This window comes from Nocardioides baekrokdamisoli (assembly GCF_003945325.1).
Taxonomy (GTDB): domain Bacteria; phylum Actinomycetota; class Actinomycetes; order Propionibacteriales; family Nocardioidaceae; genus Nocardioides; species Nocardioides baekrokdamisoli.
This window is the reverse complement of record NZ_AP019307.1, coordinates 130334-153205: the sequence shown is the minus strand read 5'-3', so window position 1 is coordinate 153205 and position 22872 is coordinate 130334. Positions and strand designations below refer to the sequence as shown.

The window sequence follows — 22872 nt, the reverse complement described above, 5'->3', positions numbered from 1 at the left end:
GTCAGGCAGCGGAGGCGACAGCAGCCGCAGGCTTGCGCACCAACGGGGTCGGAGCCGTGGCAGCCTCTTCGATCGCCGCCGCAGCCGAGGTCGCCGAGAGGACCTCCGACAACTGCATGTCGAGAGCAGTGCAGAGTGAGGCAAGCAGTTCGGATGAGGCTTCCTTGTGGCCGCGCTCGATCTCCGAGATGTAGCCGAGCGACACGCGAGCCTCGCTGGACAACTCACGAAGCGTGAGGCCCTGCTCGAGGCGGCGGGCACGCAGGACGTCACCGAGGAGGCGCCGGAACACCACCATGCTTCCTCCTCGTTGGTCTGCCCCAGCGTGCGCCGGTTAGTTCGCTCAACGCTACCTGACGGCTGGTTCTTCCCGACGCAGGACGCGAAGTATGAGTTGCAGCGTCGCTTCCACCGTGGCGGAGCGGATGTCGTCGCGCGACCCGGCAAGGGCCAACTCCTCGACATCGACATCATCAGGACCTGCGACGGCCACGTACACCGTGCCGACCGGCTTGCCCTCCTGCGAACCGGGTCCGGCGACGCCCGTGGTGGCGACACCCCAGGTCGCGGCCAGTACGCCGCGTACGCCGATGGCCATCGCGCGGGCGCACTCGGCAGACACGACGCCGGACGTGGCAACCAGATCCTCCGGTACGCCGAGTAGCGACACCTTCACGTCAGAGGCGTACGCGACGATGCCGCCGCGCACCACTGTCGATGCCCCGGGGACGTCGGTCAATGCGGCGGCCACCAAGCCACCGGTCAGGGACTCAGCGGTCGCGAGCGAGATCCCGCGCTCACCAGCGAGGCGTACGACCTCAGTCGCAACGGAACTCATCGCAACAGGTGGCGCTGCTGCCAGGCGCTGCGGAAGATCGCGGCGCCGGACCAGAGCGTCATGGCCACGGCAGCCCCCAGCAGGACCTCCCAGACGAGGTGCAGCACGTGACCCGGCGTGTGCCAGAAATGACCCGGAGCCGCGAACTGGAACGGCAGCACCAAAAGACCGAGCGCGAAGACCTGCAGGAGCGTCTTGAGCTTCCCGAGTCGGTCAGCGGGCAGCACCACCTTCTTGAGGATGCTCAGGCGCAGGATCGTCACCGCCCACTCGCGGACGAGGACGACGATCGTCACCGACCACCAGATGTCGCCGGTGATCGAGAGCCCGATGAACGCCATGCCGGTGATCGCCTTGTCCGCGATCGGGTCGGCAATCTTCCCGAAGTTGGTGATCAGGTTGTGCTTGCGCGCGATCTCACCGTCGATGCGGTCGGTGAACATCGCGACCGCGAAGATCGCCCATGCCCAGAATCGCCACCAGCCGTCGTTGCCGTGGTCGTGCAGCAGCGCGTACCCGAAGAACGGCACCAACACGATCCTGAGCGTGGTCAGGACGTTGGGGACGTTCAGGTTCTGGCGCACGCTCAGACCTTAGCGATCAGGTCGACCCCGGCGCTCGCGTTCACGACCGCGTCCAGGAGGTCACCCACCCGGATGTGGTCAACGTCCCCGACAAGGCTGGTCACTCCGTCCACATCGGGCCCCTGGTGCGCTGCACGGCCGATGACCTCCTCGCCGGTCTCCTCGACGAGGACGCGTACGGTCTGCCCGATCCGCTCCTCTGCCCGCTGGGCAGTCAGTTCCTCGACCAGGTCGCGGACGTACGCGGCGCGTTCCTCGACCTCGTCCGCGTCGATCTTGCCGTCGAAGCCCATGGCCTCGGTGCCGTCCTCGTCGCTGTAGCCGAACACGCCGACCACGTCCAGCCGCGCGTCGGTGAGGAACTGGGTCAGCGTCTGCAGGTCCTCGTCGGTCTCACCGGGGAAGCCGACGATCACGTTGGAACGCACCCCCGCCTCGGGCGCGTACGCACGCACCTGCTCGAGGAGGGTGAGGAAGCTCTCCGGGTCACCGAACCGCTTCATCCGGCGCAGCACCGGGTTGGAGGCGTGCTGGAAGGACAGGTCGAAGTACGGCACCACACCTGGCGTCGCGCCGATGGCCTTGATCAGACCCGGCCGGGTCTCGGCCGGCTGCAGGTAGGACACGCGTACGCGCTCGATGCCGTCGACGGCAGCCAACTCAGGCAGCAACGTCTCCAGCAAGCCGATGTCGCCGAGGTCCTTGCCGTACGAGGTCGAGTTCTCCGAGACGAGGAACAACTCCTTCACGCCCTGCTCCCCGAGCCAGCGGGCTTCGGCGAGGACATCTGAGGGCCGACGTGAGACGAAGGAACCACGGAAGGTGGGGATGGCGCAGAAGGTGCACCGGCGGTCGCAGCCCGAAGCCAGCTTGAGCGGCGCCCACGGCGCGTCCGACAGACGGGAGCGTTCGAAACCGGCGGCCAGATCCGCGGACACACCGGGGACGGAAATGGATCCCGCTGACCGTTCCGCCGGCGAGATCGGGAGCAGCAAGCGACGGTCGGTCGGCGTGTGCGCCTCGTGGTGCCCACCGGCGACGATGGCCTGCAACTTCGCGGCGATGTCCGGGTAGTCGTCGAAGCCGAGGACGGCGTCGGCCTCCGGCAGCGACTCAGCGAGTTCCTTGCCGTACCGCTCGGCCATGCAGCCGATCGCGACGACCGCCTTCGCCTTGCCATGCTCCTTGAGGTCAGCAGCCTCCAGCAACGTGTCGACGGAATCCTTCTTCGCCTGCTCCACGAACCCGCAGGTGTTGACGAGGACGGTGTCCGCGTCCTGCGGGTCGGCGACCAGCGTGAACCCGCCCGCCTGCAGGCGTCCGGCAAGTTCCTCGGAGTCGACTTCGTTCCGGGTGCACCCGAGGGTGACCAGCGCGACGGACAGCGGCTTCGTACTCATCCACAGCAGTATCCCGTGGGACGTGCCGCTGCGACGACTCCTTGCCGCGTACGCGACTAGAGTCAGGTCGTGATCGACGACCTACGCCCATCGCTCCCCACGACACCACGACAGGACTGGATCGGTCGCCTCCTGCGAGGCATTGCCATCCGGATCGGTTCGCTTGCCTGGCTGCCGCGCCTGCTCCCGCAGATCACGGCGATCGACAAGTTCATCCAGCGCAGGACCTCCGGGCGCTGGTCCATCCTGCGCGTGGCCTGCCTGCCAGGCGTCCTGCTGACCGTGCCCGGCCGCAAGAGCGGAGTCCCGCGTACGACTCCGCTGCTCTGCGTCCCGCACGGCGACAGCGTCTTCGTCGCCGGATCCAACTTCGGCGGGCCGACCCTGCCGGTATGGGTCAACAATCTCCGGGCGGCAGCCGATCCGACGATGCTGCTCGGCGGACGACCGACCGCGATCACTGCCAAGGAACTGGCCGGTGCCGAGCGGGACGAAGCCTGGACCGTGATGGTCGCCCTGTGGCCGAACTACGCCAAGTACGCAGCACGCACCGACCGCACGATCCCGGTGTTCCGGCTGCAACCGGTGGAATGACAGCTCAGTTGCCGCTGTAGGTACGCAATGCGGGAGCTCCGCTGGTGCCGACCGGCGTCGGCTGGCCACCGCTGAGACCGACCGTCACCGACCCGTCCGAGCTCTGCACCTTGAGCGGCGGCACAGCCTGAATGGTCTTGGTCCCACCGAACGCGAGATCACCGCTGAACACGATGTTGCCCGAGGCATCCGTGATCACGACGTGCGCACCCGACCCGACTGCGTTGATGACCACCGGCACGGGTGGGGCGATCTTCGCGTACGGGCTGGTGACGTTGCCCTCGAGCGAGATGCCCGGCACGGCCTCGGGAGCTGCGCCGGCGGTGAACAGGCGCACCACGGACCAGAGCAACACCACACCCATGGCTGAGGCGATCAGGACCGACCACTGCGGTCCGCCGGCCAGCGGTTTCGTCGGGGTGTCGTGGCCGAACTCGGCCGCGAAGACCTCGCGCGGATCGATCGGAGCCGAGCCGTACAACTCGCCGTAGGTCTCCAGCAGCGCGTCGGCGTCGAGACCGAGGGTGCGGGCGAGCGTACGCAGGTGGCCCCGCGCGTAGAAGTCGCCTCCGCAGGCGGCGAAGTCATCGACCTCGATCGCCTCAATGACATGTGCGCGGATCCGCGTACGCTCCGCGAGGTCCTCGACCGAGAGGCCGACATGGCTGCGGGCAGCGGCGATCCGGGGGCCGATGACCGGCACGATCGCCGGTTCGGGCTCGACATCCAGCTCAACGATCTCGATCACGGTGTGGGGCTCGAAGTCGACAGCCAGCGCGTTGGCACCGGACACGATCGGCTCGAAGGTCGCTTCGACGCGCATCGGACGAGCGGTGTCCCGCATCGCCGGCACAGCGGTGAGCGCCACTGGCGGCTCCGGAGACGGCGAGCCGGCCTCGTGGGACCGCGCGGCCACCAGCGGTGACTCAAAACTGATCGGTCCGACCCGGTCGGTCGTCGGTTCGACGCTCCACGAAGGTCCGACGGCAGTGAAGGCGCCGGTGTCCTCCACCATCGGGACGTGATGGTCCTCGACGTCCTCCGCGCTCGGGTCGATCTCGACGACCCGGGTCGTGGTGCCGGCCAGTTCGGCCAGGGCGATCGTCAGCGGCTTGCCGTTGCCGACGACGGTGGTGGTCATGCCGAGCGGCACCGCGAACGGTACGCCGAAGAGCCGTTGGGTCCAGGCAGCCTGACGTGCACCGGAGTCGCTGAGAGCCATCACTTCCGAAGACTCGTCCGTCGGGAGGATCGCCAGCCGACCGTCACGCCACATGCCCGCGGCACCCGCGGGACGCGGCATGTGCTCGATCTCGTCGATGCGGGCCCAGGGCATGCCACGCCAGTCACGACCGAGGCGCATGCGTACGCCCTGCTCGTCGACGACCATCAAAGGCGTCCGGCCGTCGATCAGGGTCCACCCGGCAGCCAGTGCGAGGGCGAGGAACGCTGCTCCGACGGCGGCGCTGACAGCGCCGCCCCTGATCAGGAAGGCCAGAGCGACCGCGCCAGCGCCGGTGGCGATGACGGTCGCGAGGCGGGTGTTGCGGCGGATTTCGATCATCGCGTGGTCAGTCATCACATCGCTCCCAGGGTTGCCAGCACACTGTCGATCTCATCGGGCTTGACCAGGACGTCACGAGCCTTCGAGCCCTCGGACGGACCGACCACGCCCCTGCTCTCCATGATGTCCATCAGCCGGCCCGCCTTCGCGAACCCGACGCGCAGCTTGCGCTGCAGCATCGAGGTCGAACCGAACTGCGTCGAGACGACCAACTCCACGGCCTGGATCACCAGGTCGAGGTCATCGCCGATCTCGTCGTCCAGGTCACGCTTCGCCGCCGCCGGAACGGTGACGTCCTCGCGGTAGTCCGGCTCGGCCTGCGCCTTGCACGCCTTGACGATGGCCTTGATCTCGGCCTCGCTGATCCACGCACCCTGGATACGGATCGGCTTCGAGGAGCCCATCGGCAGGAAGAGCCCGTCACCCTGACCGACCAGCTTCTCGGCGCCCGGCTGGTCCAGGATGACGCGGCTGTCGGCCAGGCTCGACGTGGTGAAAGCCAGTCGCGACGGCACGTTGGCCTTGATCAGACCGGTGACGACGTCGACCGACGGCCGCTGCGTGGCCAGCACGAGGTGGATACCGGCGGCGCGGGCGAGCTGGGTGATGCGTACGACGGAGTCCTCGACGTCACGCGGCGCGACCATCATCAGGTCGGCGAGCTCATCGACGATCACGAGCAGGTACGGGTACGGCTGCAGCACCCGCTCCGAGCCGAGCGGCACCTGCACCTTGCCGGTGCGTACGGCTTTGTTGAAGTCATCGATGTGCTTGAAACCGAAGTTGGCGAGGTCGTCGTACCGCAGGTCCATCTCGCGGCAGACCCAAGCGAGCGCCTCGGCGGCCTTCTTCGGGTTCGTGATGATCGGCGTGATCAGGTGCGGGACACCCTCGTACGCCGTCAGTTCGACGCGCTTCGGGTCGACCATGATCATCCGGACCTCATCAGGCGTGGACCGGGTGAGGATCGAGGTGATCAGCGAGTTGATGAAGGACGACTTGCCCGAGCCGGTGGCGCCGGCGACGAGCAGGTGCGGCATCTTCGCCATGTTGGCGACGACGAAGCCACCCTCGACGTCCTTGCCGAGGCCGGCGACCATCGGGTTGTGGTCCCCAGTGGCCACGGCCGAGCGGAGTACGTCACCGAGCGAGACGATCTCCTTGTCCGTGTTCGGGATCTCGATGCCGACGGCGGACTTGCCCGGGATCGGCGAGAGGATCCGAACGTTCTCGCTGGCCACCGCGTACGCGATGTTCTTCTGGACGTTGAGGATCTTCTCGACCTTCACGCCGACGCCGAGTTCAATCTCGTACCGGGTGACGGTCGGGCCGCGGGTGTAGCCGGTGACGCGCGCGTCGATGCCGAACTCGGCCAAGGTGTTGCGCAGGCGGCCCACGACGTCGTCGCTGGCCTTGGAGCGGGCCTTGTGGGGCGAGCCCTCCTTGAGGAGCTTCACGTCCGGCAGCGTGTAGGTGATGTCGCCGCCCAGCTTGAGCTGCTCGGCGCGCGCCGGCACCGGGCTGTGCGGCGGAGCGAGCGCGGCCTTGGTGATCGGCGCATCGGCCGGGACCACGGCCATCCGCGGGTTCGTCGCGTCGCCCTGGTGGATGATCTGCGTCTTGATGTCCTCGAGTTCGAGCGGCTCCGGCTCGTACGCGTCGGCGTCATCCAGATCGATCGACGACTTCTCCCAGTGCTCGGGGTCGTACGCGTCGTCGTCCTCCGGCAGCGCGAACGGGTCCTGCAGCAGTGGAGTCTCGTACGCCTCCTTGCCGATCAAGCTGTCGATGAGGCTGTCGTCGTCGGCGTACAGGCCGCGACGCCGACTGCGGCGTTCACGCGGTGCGAACTCGTCGTACTCGCCCTCGTGGACGACACGTCCGGTGATCTTGTCGATCGCCTCCTGGACGCGGGCAGGGATCTCGTAGAGCGGTGTGGCCGTCACGATCAGCAGACCGATGAAGGCCAGGAGCACGAGCGTCGGCACGACCAGGTACGCGCTGCGCATCAGATCCAGCAGGAGGCTGGACACGACATATCCCACGGCACCGCCCGCGCTGCGGAGGTTCGACGCGTCGCCGGCGACCGGGTGGGGGTTGCCGTTGGCGAGGTGGACGACACCGAGCGTGCCCATCGCGATGGCGGACCAGCCCACGAGGGCGCGGCCGGTCGGACCGTGCGGCAGCGGGTGCCGGATCGTACGCAGGGCGGCGGCACCGAAGGCCAGAGGAGCAACCCAGGCAACCTTGCCGACGACGCCCGTGAGGGTGATCTGGACGATGTGGAAGACCGGGCCGCCGATCTCGAACCAGACGGCCGAGGCACTGAGTACCGCACAGGCAAGCAGGAGGAGGCCGATGCCGTCGCGGCGCATCTCCGGGTCGAGTTCGTGCTGGTGCCCGAAACTGCGGACGATGCCGCCGGTCAGTCGGGCGAAGGACATCCAGATGGCCTTGAGGGCGGTCATCACGGCCGCCGCCACCACGGCCATCGGATTCCGGCCGGGCACTGGCTTCTTGCCGCGCGTCGCGGGGCGACGCTGGGCAGGCTTGCGCTGGGCCGACTTGGGAGTGGCCTTACTGGTCGTACTACGAGTCCGCGTGCCCGAGCTGGATGACTTGCTCGTGCTCCGCGTACCCGTCGGGGAAGACGTACGGGTCGCCATGTCACAAAACTATGCGATTTTCACTCCAGTCCCACGCACCACACCGGTGCGTGTCGCCCGGAGGTTGTCGGGCCCGGAGTTGGAATAGTGGCGACGTGGTCGTCCTCTTCTCGGTTCTCGCCGGTGTTCTCGCTCTGACCGACTTCTATGCGGTCATACGCGAGCGCGGCGACATCGAACGGTGGGCGAAGCCGTTGACCGTCCCGCTGATGGGTCTCGCCGCCGTCTCGGCGGGCGTTCTGCATCACCAGGCCGGCGTGTGGCTGCTGGCGGCAGTCGTGTTCGGCGCCCTCGGCGACATCGGGCTGCTCGGCGATGCCCCCCTGGGCCGATTCCGCCTGGGCGTGATCGCGTTCTTCATCGGCCACGCCGCCTACGTCGCGGCCTTCGTGAGCCTCGGACTCCCCTCCCCCGGCTGGTCAGGGGTGTCGGTCGGCATCCTGCTCCTGCTGCTGTGGGCGACGCGGAACCTGCTCCCGACTGCGCTCAAGGTCGACGGGCTCGGCCTGGCCGTACCGCTGGGGGCGTACTCGCTGATGATCGGCGCGATGCTCGTCACCGGATGGCTCACGGGGAGCGCACTCATCGCCGCAGGCGCCACGATCTTCGCCCTGAGTGACACTCACCTGGGACGTCAACTCACCTGGCGCCGATTCCGCCAGCCCACCGGCGGCCCGCTGCTCGCGGTCATGGTCACGTACTACGCAGGCCAGGCGCTGCTGATCGCAGGAGTCGTGCACGCCCTCTGAACGGAGACGCTGTCGCCATCGAACGCCACCTGGCGTAACCCAATCGAGCGTCATAGAAGTTGACGCGCGCGGTCGCAAGGCGCCGGAGGGAAGCGAGCCTTGAGGGCTCGCGACCGAAGAGCAACGCAGCGAACGCGCCGTCAGGCTTCTATGACGACAGGGATGATCATGGGGCGTCGCCGCATCTTCGTCCCGACCCACCGTCCGATCGTGCGGCGTACGGCCTGTTGCATCGCGTAGGTGTCGGTCGCGCCTTCGGCGATGACCGCGTTGACGGCGTCGATGATCGGTTGCCGGATGGGGTCGAAGTCCGAGTCCTCCCAGACGTGGCCGCGCGCGTGGATCTCGGGGCCGGCGGAGACCTTTCCGGAGACGGAGTCGACGACGACGATCACGGAGATGAACCCCTCCTCCGCGAGGATGAGGCGGTCCTTGAGTTCGATCTCGGTGACGTCGCCGACGGTGTTGCCGTCGACGAAGACGAGCCCGACATCGACCTTGCCGACGATGGACGCCACACCGTCGCGCAGGTCAACGACGTAACCGTCCTCGGCGAGCACGACATTCTCGATCCCGACGGCGCGCGCGAGGTCGGCGTTGGCGACGAGGTGACGGACCTCGCCGTGCACCGGCATCACGTTCTTGGGCCGCACGATGTTGTACGTGTAGAGAAGTTCGCCTGCGGATGCGTGGCCGGAGACGTGCACGAGTGCGTTGCCCTTGTGGACCACGTTCGCGCCGAGGCGGGTCAGGCCGTTGATGACCCGGGAGACCGAGTTCTCGTTGCCGGGGATCAACGAGGACGCGAGCAGCACGGTGTCGCCGGGGGCGAGGTGCACGAAGTTGTGGGTGCCGTTGGCGATCCGGGACAGCGCCGACATCGGCTCGCCCTGCGAGCCGGTGGAGAGCAGCACCTGCTTCGACGGCGGCAGCTCCGCGATTTCCTTGGCATCGCGTACGACACCGTCCGGGACGGTCAGGTAGCCGAGATCAGCTGCGATGGCCATGTTGCGGACCATCGATCGTCCGACGTACCCGACCTTGCGGCCGTGTTTGGCTGCTGCGTCGAGGATCTGCTGGACGCGGTGCATGTGGGAGGCGAAGCAGGCGACGATGATCCGCTGCTCGGAGGTACGGAAGACCTGCTCGATCGCGGGCGTGATGTTGCGTTCGGAAGTGGTGAATCCCGGGACCTCGGCGTTGGTCGAGTCCGTGAGGAAGAGGTCGACTCCCTCCTCGCCGAGACGGGCAAACGCACGCAGGTCGGTGATCCGGCCGTCGAGCGGCAGCTGGTCCATCTTGAAGTCACCGGTGACCAGGGCCATGCCAGCAGGCGTACGAATCGCGACGGCGAGCGCGTCCGGGATGGAGTGGTTAACCGCGACGAACTCAAGATCGAACGGTCCGAAGGACATCCGGTCGCCCTCGCGCACCACGTGGTGGACGGGTTCACGCAGCCGGTGCTCGCGCAGCTTCGGGTCGACCAGTGCCAGGGTCAGGCGGGACCCGACGATCGGGATGTCGTTGCGTTCGCGGAGCAGGTACGGCAGGGCGCCGATGTGGTCCTCGTGGCCGTGCGTCAGCACGACCGCCTCGATGGCGTCGAGCTTGTCCCGGATCGGACCGAAGTCAGGAAGGATCAGGTCGACGCCCGGCTGCTGCTCCTCGGGGAAGAGCACGCCGCAGTCGACGACCAGGACCCGGCCCTCGTACTCGAACACGGTCATGTTGCGGCCGACTTCTCCGAGCCCTCCCAGCGGGATCACACGCAGGGTGCCCGACTCGAGGTCGGGCGGCGGCAGCAGGTTCGTCAGATGCATGTCAGAGGAGTCCAGCCGACGCGAGGCCCAACCGGACGGCGGCATGCTCGGCCGCGTCCAGTTCGATCAAGGGAGATCGGACCGACCGGTTGTCGATCACGCCCAGATGCTGCAGTGCGGACTTGGCGGTGGTGGCGCCGTAGTTGGCCACACCCATGATCGCCGCGTACGCAGGCTGCAACTGCGCGTCGATCGCCTCGGCGACGGCGAAGTCACCTGCGACTGCGGCCTCGATCAGCGCGCGAATCTGCAGGCCGGCAGCATGGGCGACCACCGAGACGGCGCCGACGGCACCGTGGCGGATGAAGTCGAGGGTGAGCGAGTCATCACCGGAGTACACGATGTAGCCGTGGTCACGCAGGAAATCGGCCTGCGCGGCGTCACCGGCCGCATCCTTGACCGCCACGAAGTTCTCGATCGAGGCGAGGTTGGCGTACACCTCGGGCGAGATCTTGGTCCCGGTGCGTCCGGGGACGTCGTACAGCATGATCGGCGTCTTCGTGGCCTCGGCGACCTGGCGGAAGTGGTGCTCGATGCCGGCCTGGCCGGGCTTGTTGTAGTACGGCGTCACGAGCAACAGCGCGTCGGCGCCCGCCTTCTCCGCCTGCACGGCGAGTTCGAGCGTGGTCCGGGTGTCGTTCGTACCGATCCCGGCGACGAGCTTGATCGACGACCCGACGGCGTCGCGTACGGCCTGGATGAGGTCACCGTCCTCCGCGACGGTCGTCGTAGGCGACTCTCCGGTCGTCCCGGAGACGACCAGTCCGTCGTGGCCGTGGGCCACCAGGTGCTTCGCAACCTTCTGCGTCTGCTCGAAGTCGATGGAGCCGTCCTTCTCGAAGACGGTCACCATCGCGGTCAGGAGCTGGCCGAACGGAGCAGTGGGTGAAGTCACCGGTTCAGGCTATCGGTTGCCGTGCGCGACGGTCGAAAGGATGCGCGACCGTCCGGACGCCGAGCGCTCAGTAACGGAAGACGTAGTTCCCGCTGCTGGCCGTCGAGGTCCACACGCCGTACTGGTACGGCGAGGACGACTGGTAGCCCCACAGCTCGGAGTCCGCGACCACCGTGATGGGCGTCCCTCGGGCAGCTCCACACTTGCCGAACAAGACGGACGGGATCTTGAAGTCGTAGGTGTTGGCCGCGTAGTTGACCGTCGCCACCTTCGCGACCCGTGTCCCACATGCGATCGTCCCTGACGGACCCTCGGTCCCGACCTGGGCTGACGCCAGGTTCATGGTCCTCGGCGTCGAGAACTGCAGTCCGGCGTCGGATTCCGCGACCCACGTCCCGTCGCTGCGCGCACGGATGACCTTGACGACGGCGATCTGGATGTAGACGTACGTCGAGTCCCGGCGAATCCTCACTCCCGTGATCCGGGCGTGTCCGGGCGCCGCGCCCTGGAGGTGCGACGCGACCGTCGATGCGGTCGGGGCTCGTCCTGCGGACGCCCCGGCGGCGTAGGTGAAGGGCGTACCTGCGCTCGCCGACGGCATGATGCCCATCGCGAGGCTCGTGACCAGCGCCGTGGCGCCTGCCGCACGAACGATTCGATTCGCCACAGATGTTCCCCCATTGTGTTCACCGTCCGGGCGGGCGGCGTGTGAACAGTGTGGTGACAGTGACCAATGGGGTCAATTGACCATTCGGTCCCGCGGACGCAGTCCAAAGAACTAGTCGGACACATCCGTCGCCAGATGCGCACGAGTCAGGAACACCCGCTCGTAGAACTCGTGCGACTCGGTCGCGGTGACGGTCCACTCGCCCTCGTCGTACGCCGGGTAATGAACATCGCCTTCCGGACTCAGACGGACCCGCGAGATCACCTGCGCTGTGGCGTACGGCATCGCTGCGGCGTACACCTGAGCGCCGCCCGCCACCATCAGATCGCCCGGGAGGTCGTCGGCCATCGCCAGGGCGTCCTCGACGCTCGCCGCCGTGAGTACGCCCTCGTGGGACCAGGCGGGATCGCGGGTGAGCACGATGGTGGTACGCCCGGGCAGAGGCCGCCCGATCGACTCAAAGGTCGTGCGACCCATGAGCAAGATGTGTCCCAGCGTGAGCGCCTTGAACTCGGCCTGCTCCCCGGCGATCTTCCACGGGATGTCCGGGCCGTTCCCGATGACGCCGTTCTCGGCCACAGCCGCGACGAGCACGCAGCGCTTCGAGAAGCGGGTCATACGGAGATCGGCGCCTTGATCGCCGGATGCGGGTCATACCCGACGATCTGGAGGTGCTCGAGCTCGAACTGGTCGATCGCCTTGACGGACTTGTCGAGGATGAGCGTCGGGAGCGGACGCGGATCCCGCGTCAGCTGCTCACGAGCCTGATCGAGGTGGTTGAGGTAGAGGTGCGCGTCGCCGAACGTGTGCACGAAGTCTCCGACCTCCAGGCCGCAGATCTGGGCGACCATGTGGGTGAGCAGCGCGTACGACGCGATGTTGAACGGCACTCCGAGGAAGACGTCGGCCGAGCGTTGATACAGCTGGCAGGACAGTCGGCCATCGGCCACGTAGAACTGGAACAGGCTGTGGCACGGGGCGAGTGCCATGTCGGGGATGTCCGAGACGTTCCACGCCGACACGATGTGGCGTCGGGAGTCCGGGTTGCCCTTTATCTGGTCGATCACACCGGCGATCTGGTCGACGTGGCGACCGTCCGGGGTCGGCCAGGAGCGCCACTGGTAGCCGTAGACGGGCCCGAGGTCGCCGTTCGCGTCAGCCCATTCGTCCCAGATCGTGATGCCGCGCTCCTGGAGCCACTTCACATTGGTGTCACCACGGAGGAACCACAACAACTCACCGAAGATCGACCGCGTGTGCACCTTCTTCGTGGTCACCAGCGGGAAGCCCTCACGCAGATCGAAGCGCATCTGATGGCCGAAGACCGACTTCGTCCCGGTGCCCGTCCGGTCGGTCTTCTCCACACCCTCATCGAGAATGCGCTGCACGAGATCCAGATACTGCTTCACATCCATGACCCTATGCCTCACCACGGACAGTTCCGACGACGGTCTGAGGAGTGTTGTCCAACACCGACTCCCTAGTCCCTTGTGCCTACTGCCTTAGGCCCACTCGGTGGGGCCGGAGCCGGACCCCAACGATTACGCTCGCTCTTCGAGCGCCCCGGAAGGCGGTGGAAACGTGGCACGTCGACACGCAATCGTCGTCGCAGTTGTCGGCTTCGGCCTGCCCCTTGCGGGCGTTGCCTCCCCCGCTGAGGCTGCCTCCACGACACCTACGCAGCCCCAGTGCCAGACCCTGCTGACCTGTGTCGTCCCGATCGTCACCGGAGTGACCGGTGGCCTGATCACCAGCGTGCCGACCTTGGTGCATGCAGTCCCGACGGTCGTCGGATCCGTCCCCAAGACCCTCTCGACACTGCTCGGCGGCAAGCCCACCACTCCGACGCAGGGCACCACGACGCCGCCCCCACCGCCCAACCACGGCAAGCCGACGGTGAAGCCGCAGCACCACAAGCCCCCGACGACTTCGGCGACACACGTCACGCCGGCGCCGACGAAGGCCGCCGCCAGGATTACGACGCCCACCCCGGCCAAGCCGACAGTGATCCCGCAAGCGCCCACTCCGTCCACGAACCCGGTGATCCAGGTCGTCGAGCAGGTCGCCCACGCCGCTGAGAAGGTCGTCTCGCTGTTCGGGTGGAACCTGCTGGCCCTCCTCCCGATGGCAGGCATCGCCTTCGGGATCTCGCGCCGGATGGCCGCCTCCCGGCGTTCGGTCTCCGGTCTGCTCTGATCCAGAGGCGTACCGTCTCAGAAGGTCGCCGTGCCGACCAAGGTCGTACCCGTGTCCCCGCCGACCCAGACGGTCCCGTCAGACTCCTTGGCGATGTGTACGCGCCCGCGGCGCTGAAGCACCGTCCCCTGGCTCGCCACGTACTGACTCGGGAGGCCGGACCCAGCGAGCCACTGTCCGAGGCCGGCGTTCAGCGACCCGGTGACCGGATCCTCGGAAATCCCGAGAGGCACCGGGAAGGCTCGGACCTCGATCGCGCAATCGCCTCCTACCGGATACCGGGCAAATGCGGCGATCTCCATGTCGACGAATTTCGACGCGTCCGGCGTGAGCGCCAGGACCTCATCAACCGTCGCCAGCTCGGCGGCGATCCATCGGGGTCCGTTGACGATCCAGGAGATGTCGAGGATCGCGGAGTCATGGATGCCCAGGGCGGCGGCGACCTGAGCCCGTTCAGCGGGCGTGGGAGGCCCGAACCGCTGCAGAGGGGGCGCCTGGAATGCCAACCGCGGCGCACGCCGCAAGGTCACCAGACCGACGGCGCATTCCTGCACCAGAGCCTCGCCGCGCGCGACTCCCCCGGCCTCGAGCCAGGCGTGCGCGCTGCCGAGCGTGGGATGACCGGCGAACGGCAACTCGCCGCCGGGAGTAAAGATCCGGAGCCGGTAGTCAGCCGCCGGGTCGCTGGGGCGGAGCAGGAAGGTCGTTTCGGACAGGTTCGTCCAGCGCGCGAACGCGCCCATCTGTTCATCTGTCAGGTCATCAGCGTCGTGCACGACGGCGACGGGATTGCCCAGCAGCGGCTCGGCGCTGAAAACGTCGACCTGACGAAACGCCCGCGAGGCGCTCGACCTCACTCCTCACCCCTCACTCATCAGGCCTCGAGACTCATTCGGTAGGCCTCACGGTCACCCTCGACCAGCGTGCCGGCCACGACGCCGTGATCGAGCAGGTCCGGGTAGACCTCACCGATCCACGACTCGGCGTCAGACTGGCTGGCGAACGTGTCGTCGTATCCGTCAACGCGTACGTCCGATCCGTCCTCGGCGTGCAGTACCCAGCGCCAGGCGCCGAAACCGTCGGTCGGCAGGCTCATCGGACGTGCGATTCGACGAAGGGGGCCTTGACCTGCTCGAACGCCGCCTGTTTGCCGCGTACGTCGAGGGTGACCGTGGCGTCGGCCGGTACCTCGGTCGAGATCAGCGCGAGACCGATGCCCTGCTTCAGGCTCGGGCTGAAGGTGCCCGAGGTGACCTCGCCGACAACCTCACCGTTGTGGAGCACGGACATGTGTCCGCGCGGGATCGCCCGGTCGATCTGCTTGATCGCGCGCAGTGTCCGCTTCGGGCCAGCCTCCTTCACCGCGAGCAGCACGTCCCGCCCCCAGAAGGCAGGCTTCTTGAAGGACACGGCCCACCCGGCGCCGCCCTCGAGCGGGTTGATGGTCGGCGAGATGTCCTGACCGTGGAGGGGGTAGCCCATTTCCGTACGCAGGGTGTCGCGGGCGCCGAGCCCGATCGGCAGGATGCCGTGGTCGGCACCCGCGTCGAGGATCGCATCCCACAACTGCTGGGCCACGTCGTTGGGCGCCACCAGTTCAAAGCCCCGCTCGCCGCTGTAGCCGGTGCGACAGATGATCACCTCAGCGCCCTCGTACGCCGCTACGGCGAAGCTCATGTACTCGTGGTCGGTCGGGAAACCGAGCGCCTCCACAACCTCGGACGACTTCGGGCCCTGGACGGCGAGTACGACGTAGTCGCGGTGACGGTTGGTGACCGCGATGCCCTCGGGAGCGGCCTCGGCGAGGCGGCGTACGACCTCCGTGGTGTTGCCGGCGTTGGGGATCAGGAAGATGTCGTCGTCGGCGCGGTAGTACTGGATCAGGTCGTCGACCACACCGCCCGTCGCGTCATCGCAGATCAGCGTGTACTGAGCCTGGCCGGGACCGATGCGGGCGAGGTCGTTGGTGAGCACCGAGTTCACGTACGCGGCTGCACCCGGACCGATCACGGTCGCCTTGCCCAGGTGGCTCACGTCGAACAGCCCGACCGCGGTGCGTACAGCGGTGTGCTCGGCGACGACACCGCTGTATTCCAGCGGCATCGACCATCCACCGAATTCGCCGAACTTCGCGCCGAGCGCGACGTGACGATCATGGAGCGGGGACGTGAGCAGATCAGCCATACCCCGACCCTATCGGCGGCTCACCGGGCCACACCTAGACTCACCGGGCATGGGTTACACGTTGCGCTCCGCCTCCCCCGCACGTACGCGCGCCGAGGCCGTGGTGATCGGGTTGCTCCAAGGCGACAACGCCGCCTCGATCGCACCCGGCGGAGAGGATCTCGCCACCGCGTACGGGCGCAGGCTCCGTGGACTTCTGGCCACACTCGGAGCCACCGGCAAGGCCGGGGAGGTCCTGCGGGTGCCGGTCAACGACGAGGTCTCAGCCTCGTTGGTCGTGTTCGTCGGGCTCGGTCCGGCCGTCACCGCGGACGCCGTACGAGCCGCCGCCGGAGTCGCCGCGCGCGCGGTTCCCAATGCGACCTCAGTGGCACTCGCCCTGCCCGCAGATTCACCGGCGTTGATCAACGCCATCGTGGAAGGTCACATCCTCGGCGGCTACACGTACACGCCGTACAAATCGGCTCCGGCGCCGGAGAAGCCCGGGCAGATCTCCGTGCTGACAGAGCACCCCAAGGACGAGGCGAACCAGGCGGCCCTCGCGTGGGCCGAAACTGTCGCCGCGGCTGTGGCCGCGACCCGCGACTGGGTGAACCAACCGCCCAACGATCTGACTCCCCCGGCCTTCGCCGATGCCATCGTTGCCGCCGTGGCATCAGTGCCGTCAGTCACGGCCCACGTGTACGCGGAGAAGGCGCTGGAGAAGATCGGCGCCGGCGGGATCCTCGGCGTCGGACTCAGCTCGCCGGCCGCGCCGCGGCTGGTGGAGCTCCGGTACGCACCGGAGGGAGCCACGACGCACCTCGCTCTGGTGGGCAAGGGCATCACCTTTGACTCGGGCGGTCTGAACCTGAAGCCCGGGAGCAGCATGAAGACGATGAAGTCCGACATGGCTGGTGCGGCAGCCGTGGTCCAGGCCACCCTGGCGATCGCCGCCCGGGGCCTGCCCCTGACGATCAGCACCTTCGTCCCGATCGCCGAGAACGCGATCTCCGCCACCTCGATGCGACCGGGTGACGTCATCACCCAGTACGACGGCACCACCGTCGAGATCCTGGACACCGACGCGGAGGGTCGACTGCTGCTGGCCGACGCGCTCGGCCGGGCGGTCGAGAGTGGACCGGACGTCGTCATCGATGTCGCGACACTGACCGGCGCGATGGTGAGCGCCCTCGGCGACCGGATCACCGGTGCGATGGGATCCGCCGAACTCGTGGACGCGCTCGTCGAGGCGGGGGCGGGCGCCGGTGAGGCACTGTGGCCGATGCCGATCCCCGACGCGATCGTCGATCGAGTCCACAAGTCGACCGTCGCCGACCTGCTCCAGGTCGACGGCATCGGCTGGGGTGGCGGACTGTATGCCGCGGCCTTCCTGCGCGAGTTCGTCGGCGGCCACACATGGGCCCACCTCGACATTGCCGGCTCCTCCTGGAATGCCGGCGGAGCGTACGGCGCCGTCAGTGCCGGCGGCACCGGTGCGGCCGTCGCCACCCTGATCGCGTACGCCCGCGGGCTTGCCGCCGCGGAATAGGTGGGAGTCCTGCGCCGCTGTGTCACCTGTGGTGCAAGGATGAGCACATCGCCTTTTGGAGCATCACGAATTCCGCTACAACAGGTGCAGCGACGAACGTATTTGAAAGGTTCTTCATGGCCACCGAAGTCACCCTTCCGGCACTGGGCGAGTCCGTCACCGAAGGCACCATCACCCGCTGGCTGAAGAACGTGGGCGACACCGTCGCTGTGGACGAGCCGCTGGTCGAGATCTCCACCGACAAGGTCGACACCGAGATCCCGTCGCCGGTGGCCGGCATCATCCTGGAGATCAAGGCTCAGGAGGACGACACCATCGAGATCGGTGCGCCCCTGGTGGTGATCGGTGCCGCCGGTGACGCTCCTGTCGCCGCTGCTTCGGTGGCCGAGGCGCCGGCTGCGCCTGCCCCGGCTGCGGCGCCCCCCGCTCCTGTTGCCCCTGCCCCAACCCCGGTCCCAACCCCGGTCCCTGTCGCGGCGGCGCCGACCCCGGTTGCTGCTCCGGCTCAGCCGGAGGCCACCGCCGACAACACCCCGACGGCAGGCGGCACCGAGGTCGTACTCCCGGCGCTGGGCGAGTCCGTGACCGAAGGCACCGTCATGCGCTGGCTCAAGGCCGTCGGCGACACCGTCGCGGTCGACGAGGGTCTGCTGGAGATCTCCACCGACAAGGTCGACACCGAGATCCCTTCGCCCATGGCCGGCACGCTGCTGGCCCAGAAGGTCGCCGAGGACGAGACGGTCGAGGTCGGTGCGGTTCTGGCAGTCATCGGCGCTGCCGGTGCGTCTGCCGCACCCGTCGTGACCCCTGACCCCGAGCCTGCTGCCATCGCCGCTGCCGCGACCGACGCGACCATCGCTTCTCCTGTTGCGCCAGCCCCGGTCGCGCCCGCTCCGGTTGTCGAGGCGCCAGCCGCCCCCGCGGCTGCAGCTCCGGTGGCACCTGCTGCGCCGATCGCCCCGAGCACCGGCGCCAGCTCGTACGTCACTCCGCTGGTACGCAAGGTGGCCGCCGACAACGGTGTCGACCTGGCGACCGTGACCGGCTCAGGCGTTGGTGGACGTATCCGGAAGGAAGACGTGCTGGCCGCGGCTGCCGCCAAGAGCGCCCCAGCCGGCACGCCGGCCGCAGACCCGGCACCGGCGGCCGTTGAGGCGCCGTCGCCGCTGCGCGGCAAGACGGAGCCGATGAGCCGCCTGCGTACGATCATCGCCAACCAGATGGTCACCTCGCTGCAGACCGCGGCCCAGGTCACCCAGGTCGTCGAGGTAGACGTCACGTCGATCGCGAAGATCCGCGAGGCTCGTCACGCCGACTTCGAGGCTCGCGAAGGCGTCAAGCTCACCTACACGGCGTTCTTCGCCAAGGCCGTCGTGGACTCGCTTCGAGTGCACCCGAAACTCAACGCTGGGATCGACCTGGCCAAGGGCGAGATCAACTACTACGACCGCGAGAACCTCTCGATCACGGTCGACACCGAGGCCGGCCAGATCAGCCCGGTGATCAAGGACGCCGGAGACCTCTCGGTCAGTGGTCTGGCGAAGAAGATCGCCGACGTGGCTGCTCGCAGCCGCTCGCTCACGATCAGCCCGGACGAACTGTCCGGCGGCACCTTCACCCTCACGAACACCGGGTCGACCGGTGCCCTGTTCGAGACGCCGATCATCAACACCCCGCAGGCTGCCATCCTCGGCGCCGGCGTCGTGGTGAAGCGTCCAGTCGTCCTCACCGACCCGGTCCTCGGCGACACCGTCGGGATCCGCCACATGGTCTACCTGGCCCTCACCTACGACCACCGCCTGATCGACGGCGCCGATGCCGGTCGCTTCCTGGTGGACGTACAGGACCGGCTCGAGAGCGGGAACTTCGACGTCTGAGATGTCGAAGCATCGGTGCCGTGACGTCTGAGCTGCGATTCGAGGCCCTGGGCACGCTGGACTACCTGGCGGCCTGGGACCTCCAGCGCGCCATCCACAGCGAGGTCGTCGAGGGCGTACGCCCGGACACGGTGCTGCTTCTGGAGCACCCGCCCACGTACACCGCCGGGAAGCGGACCGACCCCTGGGAGCGGCCGTCGGATTCGGGTGGCGCTCCGGTGATCGACGTCGACCGCGGCGGCAAGATCACCTTCCACGGCCCCGGCCAGCTGGTGGCATACCCGATCGTCCGACTCCCCTCGCACGTCCTGGTCGTGGACTTCGTACGCCGCCTCGAGGAGGCCCTGATCTCCACCTGCACCGGGTTCGGCGTGGTGACTGCGCGGATCCCCGGCCGGTCCGGTGTGTGGGTCAAGGATGAGGCCGGCGAGCGGAAGATCGCTGCCATCGGGCTCCGCGTCAGCCGTGGCGTCACGATGCACGGGATCGCCATCAACGGTGATGTCGACATGAGTTGGTACGACCGCTTCGTGCCCTGCGGCATCGCCGACGCCGGGGTGACCTCGCTGTCCCGCGAGCTCGGACGCGATGTCACCGTCGCCGAGATCGCTCCGGTCCTGGAGCGCGAGTTCCGCGCGTACCTCGCCTGGGAGCCGTACGTGTCGACGCCGGACTACGAAGCGAAGCCAGAACCAAAGCGTGGCGTACACCTGCTCACGCCCACCCTGTGATCAGAGCCATTCTCACGTGACCCCGGCAACACATGTTTCCCTCCCGAGCGCAGGTAGGCTGACCGAGTGACTCTCGCCCCCGAAGGCCGCAAACTTCTGCGCCTCGAAGTTCGTAACAGCGAGACCCCGATCGAGCGCAAGCCGGAGTGGATCAAGACCCGCGCGAAGATGGGTCCGGAGTACACGCATCTGCGGCAGTTGGTGAAGGAGGAGAACCTCCACACCGTCTGCCAGGAGGCCGGCTGCCCCAACATCTTCGAGTGCTGGGAGGACCGCGAGGCGACGTTCCTCATCGGCGGCGACCAGTGCACCCGGCGCTGCGACTTCTGCCAGATCGACACCGGCAAGCCGGAGCCGCTGGACCGCGACGAGCCGCGACGCGTGGCCGAGTCGGTCCAGACCATGGGCCTGAAGTACGCCACCATCACCGGTGTCGCGCGCGACGACCTCCCCGACGGTGGCGCCTGGCTCTACGCCGAGACCGTACGAGCCATCCACGCACTCAACCCGGACACCGGCGTGGAAAACCTGGTCCCGGACTTCAACGGCCAGCCGGACCTCCTCGAAGAGGTCTTCAGCGCCCGTCCCGAGGTGCTCGCGCACAACCTCGAAACGGTCCCCCGGATCTTCAAGCGGATCCGTCCGGCCTTCCGCTACGAGCGCTCGCTCGACGTGATCACCCAGGCCCGCGCGTACGGCCTGGTCACCAAGTCGAACCTGATCCTCGGCATGGGCGAGACCCGCGAGGAGATCTCCGAGGCACTCAGCGACCTCGTGGACGCCGGGTGCGAACTGATCACGATCACCCAATATCTACGGCCGAGTCTGCGCCACCACCCGGTCGAGCGCTGGGTGAAGCCGGAGGAGTTCATCGAACTGCGTGACGAGGCCACCGAACTCGGGTTCACCGGAGTCATGTCCGGTCCCCTCGTCCGTTCGTCCTACCGTGCCGGCCGGTTGTACCGTCAGGCACTCGAAGCCCGGACCCTGTAGCTCACAGCGCCACCCGTGTGAACACGACACGGTAGAACGAAGAGAGATATTCCATGTCGCAGACCGACCCGTCCCAGATGAAGCGCTCGCAGCAGATTCGGGAGATGTACCGAATCACCCGCGAAGCCGACCGGCTCTTCGGTCTGAAGCTGCTGCTTGCCGTCGTCATCGGTGCCGCGATCGGCGTCGGCCTCATGATGATCCTGCCGGCGCACGGCGTCTTCCAGGTGATCTTCGAGGTCATCGGCGGCTTGCTCGGCGCCTTCATCCTCGGCTTGCTCTACTTCTCGCGCCGCTCGCAGCGCGCCGCGTACGCCCGCATCGAGGGTCAGCCCGGCGCGGCCGTCGCCGCGCTCGGCATGCTCCGCCGCGGATGGACCACCACCCCTGCTGTCGCCTTCAACCGCAACCAGGACATCGTCCACCGCGTCGTCGGCCCTCCGGGCGTCGTCCTGATCGGCGAGGGTGACCCCAAGGGCGTACGCGCGCTGCTGGACACCGAGAAGAAGAAGACCCGTCGCGTCCTGCCCGAGACCCCGATCCACGAACTGGTCGCCGGCAACGGCGAGGGCGAGATTCCGCTCCCGAAACTCTCTGGCAAGGTCATGAAGCTCGGACGTCAGGTCACCGGTGGCGATCTGACCGAGATCTTCCAGCGGCTCAAGGCGCTTGACGCCCAGCGCGGCGCGGCGCCCATCCCGAAGGGGCCGATGCCGACCTCGATGAAAGGCCAACGAGGCAACCTTCGAGGGAAGTAACTGACGGCGTCATTATTTCCCTCGACCCGTCGAAAGGTGTTCGCCGGCGGCCGGGTTTGTCTGTGAGCGTCGCGACGTTGTCGGTCACATGGTGCCGCTGAGGACGGTCACGTCCTTCGCCGGCGGAGCCTGAACGGTGACGGGCTCGCCCCACTTCGAATACGTCGCCGTCACCCAGGAGCCATCCCCGGTGGGGCTGTAGGTGTACTGGATCAGGCGGCCGGTGTTGTCGATCCAGACTGTCGCGATCGTCTGTGAGGCACTGGTCGCGGATGGCGTCGCCGTCGATGTCGAAGCCGTGAGGACGTACTCGCGCGTGCTGATGCCCGCGATCGTCGCTGAGCCCTTGTAGGTCCCGACGGTGTGCGGCCCGAGGTAGAGCAGCTCGAAGTTCGTCTGGCCGAAGGCGGGCGCACTGCTGATGCCGTCGTCGGCACTCGAGGTCAGGATCCACTTCGAGCCGAGGCTGGCGGCGTGGAGGTACGCCTTGTCGCCGGTGATGATCACGGTCCCGGCCTGGCCGGGCGCGGACGGGTTGGAGAGCGTGATCTTCGCCTGCACCGGCGGCCCGATCACGGCATCGGCGGAGCCAACGGCCGGGCCCCCGCTCGGGACGTACTCCACGTGCACGGTCCGGACCCCGTCGAAGAGGTGACCGAACACCTGGTGGAGCCGGTCGCCCGAGAGAGTGCCGCCCACCTTGGTGTTGTCGATCGACTTCGACCCACCGGTGACCAGCAGGATCACCCCGACGACCACCGCCACGACGGCCAGAGCAGCACCGACAACGACACCAACGCCCCGAGGACCGCGCGGAGGCCTCAT

General features: G+C 67.7%; 23 protein-coding genes. 8 read left to right on the top strand and 15 right to left on the bottom strand.

What is annotated here, in order from left to right; genetic code table 11:
* Position 1 precedes the first annotated feature (1 nt).
* The 4 genes from KCTC_RS00620 to rimO are packed head-to-tail and all read right to left on the bottom strand — an operon-like array spanning position 2 to position 2807.
* On the bottom strand, positions 2–298 hold the full coding sequence (locus tag KCTC_RS00620) for a helix-turn-helix domain-containing protein (protein ID WP_125565791.1): 297 nt from the start codon (positions 296–298) through the stop codon (positions 2–4).
* Between the two features lie 51 nt (positions 299–349).
* A complete protein-coding gene (locus KCTC_RS00615) occupies positions 350–838 on the bottom strand; it encodes a CinA family protein (protein ID WP_125565789.1) in 489 nt (162 codons plus the stop codon).
* Positions 835–1422, bottom strand: a complete 588-nt coding sequence (gene pgsA / locus KCTC_RS00610; protein ID WP_231998772.1) for a CDP-diacylglycerol--glycerol-3-phosphate 3-phosphatidyltransferase — start codon at positions 1420–1422, stop codon at positions 835–837. The genes KCTC_RS00615 and pgsA overlap by 4 nt, the downstream gene beginning before the upstream one ends.
* Before the next feature lie 2 nt (positions 1423–1424).
* On the bottom strand, positions 1425–2807 hold the full coding sequence (gene rimO / locus KCTC_RS00605; protein ID WP_197715273.1) for a 30S ribosomal protein S12 methylthiotransferase RimO: 1383 nt from the start codon (positions 2805–2807) through the stop codon (positions 1425–1427).
* Positions 2808–2891: 84 nt separating this feature from the next.
* On the opposite strand from rimO, the gene KCTC_RS00600 reads away from it, so the two are divergent.
* Entirely contained in the window at positions 2892–3416 is a 525-nt protein-coding gene (locus KCTC_RS00600; protein ID WP_231998771.1) for a nitroreductase family deazaflavin-dependent oxidoreductase, read from the top strand.
* 4 nt (positions 3417–3420) lie between these two features.
* Here KCTC_RS00600 and KCTC_RS00595 read toward each other — a convergent pair whose 3' ends face one another.
* Together KCTC_RS00595 and KCTC_RS00590 are read right to left on the bottom strand one after the other, a co-directional pair.
* Positions 3421–4995, bottom strand: coding sequence for a helix-turn-helix domain-containing protein (locus KCTC_RS00595; RefSeq protein WP_125565783.1), 1575 nt, complete (start codon positions 4993–4995; stop codon positions 3421–3423).
* Positions 4995–7646, bottom strand: coding sequence for an FtsK/SpoIIIE family DNA translocase (locus KCTC_RS00590; protein ID WP_125565781.1), 2652 nt, complete (start codon positions 7644–7646; stop codon positions 4995–4997). Before KCTC_RS00590 ends, KCTC_RS00595 begins: the two co-directional genes overlap by 1 nt.
* Positions 7647–7741: 95 nt before the next feature.
* Between KCTC_RS00590 and KCTC_RS00585 the strand changes: the two genes are divergently transcribed.
* A complete protein-coding gene (locus tag KCTC_RS00585; RefSeq protein ID WP_164512419.1) occupies positions 7742–8395 on the top strand; it encodes a lysoplasmalogenase in 654 nt (217 codons plus the stop codon).
* A gap of 140 nt (positions 8396–8535) precedes the next feature.
* On the opposite strand, the gene KCTC_RS00580 is transcribed toward KCTC_RS00585, so the two are convergent.
* From KCTC_RS00580 to KCTC_RS00560, 5 genes are all read right to left on the bottom strand, one after another.
* On the bottom strand, positions 8536–10215 hold the full coding sequence (locus KCTC_RS00580) for a ribonuclease J (RefSeq protein WP_125565777.1): 1680 nt from the start codon (positions 10213–10215) through the stop codon (positions 8536–8538).
* Between the two features lies 1 nt (position 10216).
* Positions 10217–11110: a 4-hydroxy-tetrahydrodipicolinate synthase gene (dapA, locus tag KCTC_RS00575; protein WP_231998770.1), complete on the bottom strand. Its 894-nt coding sequence runs from the start codon at positions 11108–11110 to the stop codon at positions 10217–10219.
* 67 nt (positions 11111–11177) lie between these two features.
* Complete coding sequence (locus KCTC_RS00570; RefSeq protein WP_125565775.1) at positions 11178–11777, bottom strand: hypothetical protein; 600 nt, start codon at positions 11775–11777, stop codon at positions 11178–11180.
* A gap of 111 nt (positions 11778–11888) precedes the next feature.
* Entirely contained in the window at positions 11889–12395 is a 507-nt protein-coding gene (locus tag KCTC_RS00565) for a dihydrofolate reductase (protein ID WP_125565773.1), read from the bottom strand.
* Positions 12392–13186, bottom strand: coding sequence for a thymidylate synthase (locus tag KCTC_RS00560; protein WP_125565771.1), 795 nt, complete (start codon positions 13184–13186; stop codon positions 12392–12394). The genes KCTC_RS00565 and KCTC_RS00560 overlap by 4 nt, the downstream gene beginning before the upstream one ends.
* 172 nt (positions 13187–13358) lie before the next feature.
* Between KCTC_RS00560 and KCTC_RS00555 the strand changes: the two genes are divergently transcribed.
* Positions 13359–13973 (top strand): hypothetical protein, encoded by a 615-nt coding sequence (locus tag KCTC_RS00555; protein ID WP_125565769.1) that lies wholly within the window; start codon positions 13359–13361, stop codon positions 13971–13973.
* 17 nt (positions 13974–13990) lie between these two features.
* Here the strand turns inward: KCTC_RS00555 and KCTC_RS00550 are convergent, their stop codons facing one another.
* From KCTC_RS00550 to gcvT, 3 genes are read right to left on the bottom strand one after another with little or no spacing between them, the layout of a single operon-like run.
* Positions 13991–14830 (bottom strand): PhzF family phenazine biosynthesis protein, encoded by an 840-nt coding sequence (locus KCTC_RS00550; protein ID WP_125565767.1) that lies wholly within the window; start codon positions 14828–14830, stop codon positions 13991–13993.
* Between the two features lie 17 nt (positions 14831–14847).
* Positions 14848–15069, bottom strand: a complete 222-nt coding sequence (locus KCTC_RS00545; protein ID WP_125565765.1) for a hypothetical protein — start codon at positions 15067–15069, stop codon at positions 14848–14850.
* Positions 15066–16157 (bottom strand): glycine cleavage system aminomethyltransferase GcvT, encoded by a 1092-nt coding sequence (gene gcvT, locus KCTC_RS00540; protein ID WP_125565763.1) that lies wholly within the window; start codon positions 16155–16157, stop codon positions 15066–15068. The genes KCTC_RS00545 and gcvT overlap by 4 nt, the downstream gene beginning before the upstream one ends.
* 49 nt (positions 16158–16206) lie before the next feature.
* Between gcvT and KCTC_RS00535 the strand changes: the two genes are divergently transcribed.
* The 5 genes from KCTC_RS00535 to KCTC_RS00515 all read left to right on the top strand — a co-directional run bounded on the left by KCTC_RS00535 (position 16207) and on the right by KCTC_RS00515 (position 22047).
* Positions 16207–17688 carry a leucyl aminopeptidase gene (locus KCTC_RS00535; protein WP_125565761.1) on the top strand — a complete coding sequence of 494 codons (1482 nt, stop codon included), beginning with the start codon at positions 16207–16209 and terminating at the stop codon, positions 17686–17688.
* A 116-nt stretch (positions 17689–17804) separates the two neighbouring features.
* Positions 17805–19565, top strand: coding sequence for a 2-oxoglutarate dehydrogenase, E2 component, dihydrolipoamide succinyltransferase (sucB, locus tag KCTC_RS00530; protein WP_125565759.1), 1761 nt, complete (start codon positions 17805–17807; stop codon positions 19563–19565).
* A 20-nt stretch (positions 19566–19585) separates the two neighbouring features.
* A complete protein-coding gene (lipB, locus tag KCTC_RS00525) occupies positions 19586–20296 on the top strand; it encodes a lipoyl(octanoyl) transferase LipB (protein ID WP_231998769.1) in 711 nt (236 codons plus the stop codon).
* A gap of 66 nt (positions 20297–20362) precedes the next feature.
* A complete protein-coding gene (gene lipA, locus KCTC_RS00520) occupies positions 20363–21289 on the top strand; it encodes a lipoyl synthase (protein WP_125565755.1) in 927 nt (308 codons plus the stop codon).
* A 53-nt stretch (positions 21290–21342) separates the two neighbouring features.
* The gene (locus tag KCTC_RS00515; protein WP_125565753.1) at positions 21343–22047 is read left to right on the top strand and encodes a DUF4191 domain-containing protein; all 705 of its coding nucleotides are present in this window, start codon (positions 21343–21345) and stop codon (positions 22045–22047) included.
* An 84-nt stretch (positions 22048–22131) separates the two neighbouring features.
* On the opposite strand, the gene KCTC_RS00510 is transcribed toward KCTC_RS00515, so the two are convergent.
* Positions 22132–22872 carry an LppX_LprAFG lipoprotein gene (locus tag KCTC_RS00510; protein WP_125565751.1) on the bottom strand — a complete coding sequence of 247 codons (741 nt, stop codon included), beginning with the start codon at positions 22870–22872 and terminating at the stop codon, positions 22132–22134.

Coding starts and splice junctions, on each gene's coding strand:
- KCTC_RS00545 (WP_125565765.1), bottom strand. CDS start 15,069: ATGAGCCTGCCGACCGACGGTTTCGGCGCCTGGCGCTGGGTACTGCAC.
- sucB (WP_125565759.1), top strand. CDS start 17,805: ATGGCCACCGAAGTCACCCTTCCGGCACTGGGCGAGTCCGTCACCGAA.
- KCTC_RS00515 (WP_125565753.1), top strand. CDS start 21,343: ATGTCGCAGACCGACCCGTCCCAGATGAAGCGCTCGCAGCAGATTCGG.
- KCTC_RS00565 (WP_125565773.1), bottom strand. CDS start 12,395: ATGACCCGCTTCTCGAAGCGCTGCGTGCTCGTCGCGGCTGTGGCCGAG.
- KCTC_RS00590 (WP_125565781.1), bottom strand. CDS start 7,646: ATGGCGACCCGTACGTCTTCCCCGACGGGTACGCGGAGCACGAGCAAG.
- KCTC_RS00535 (WP_125565761.1), top strand. CDS start 16,207: ATGGGTTACACGTTGCGCTCCGCCTCCCCCGCACGTACGCGCGCCGAG.
- KCTC_RS00580 (WP_125565777.1), bottom strand. CDS start 10,215: ATGCATCTGACGAACCTGCTGCCGCCGCCCGACCTCGAGTCGGGCACC.
- KCTC_RS00615 (WP_125565789.1), bottom strand. CDS start 838: ATGAGTTCCGTTGCGACTGAGGTCGTACGCCTCGCTGGTGAGCGCGGG.
- KCTC_RS00595 (WP_125565783.1), bottom strand. CDS start 4,995: ATGACTGACCACGCGATGATCGAAATCCGCCGCAACACCCGCCTCGCG.
- KCTC_RS00620 (WP_125565791.1), bottom strand. CDS start 298: ATGGTGGTGTTCCGGCGCCTCCTCGGTGACGTCCTGCGTGCCCGCCGC.
- KCTC_RS00510 (WP_125565751.1), bottom strand. CDS start 22,872: ATGAGGCCTCCGCGCGGTCCTCGGGGCGTTGGTGTCGTTGTCGGTGCT.
- gcvT (WP_125565763.1), bottom strand. CDS start 16,157: ATGGCTGATCTGCTCACGTCCCCGCTCCATGATCGTCACGTCGCGCTC.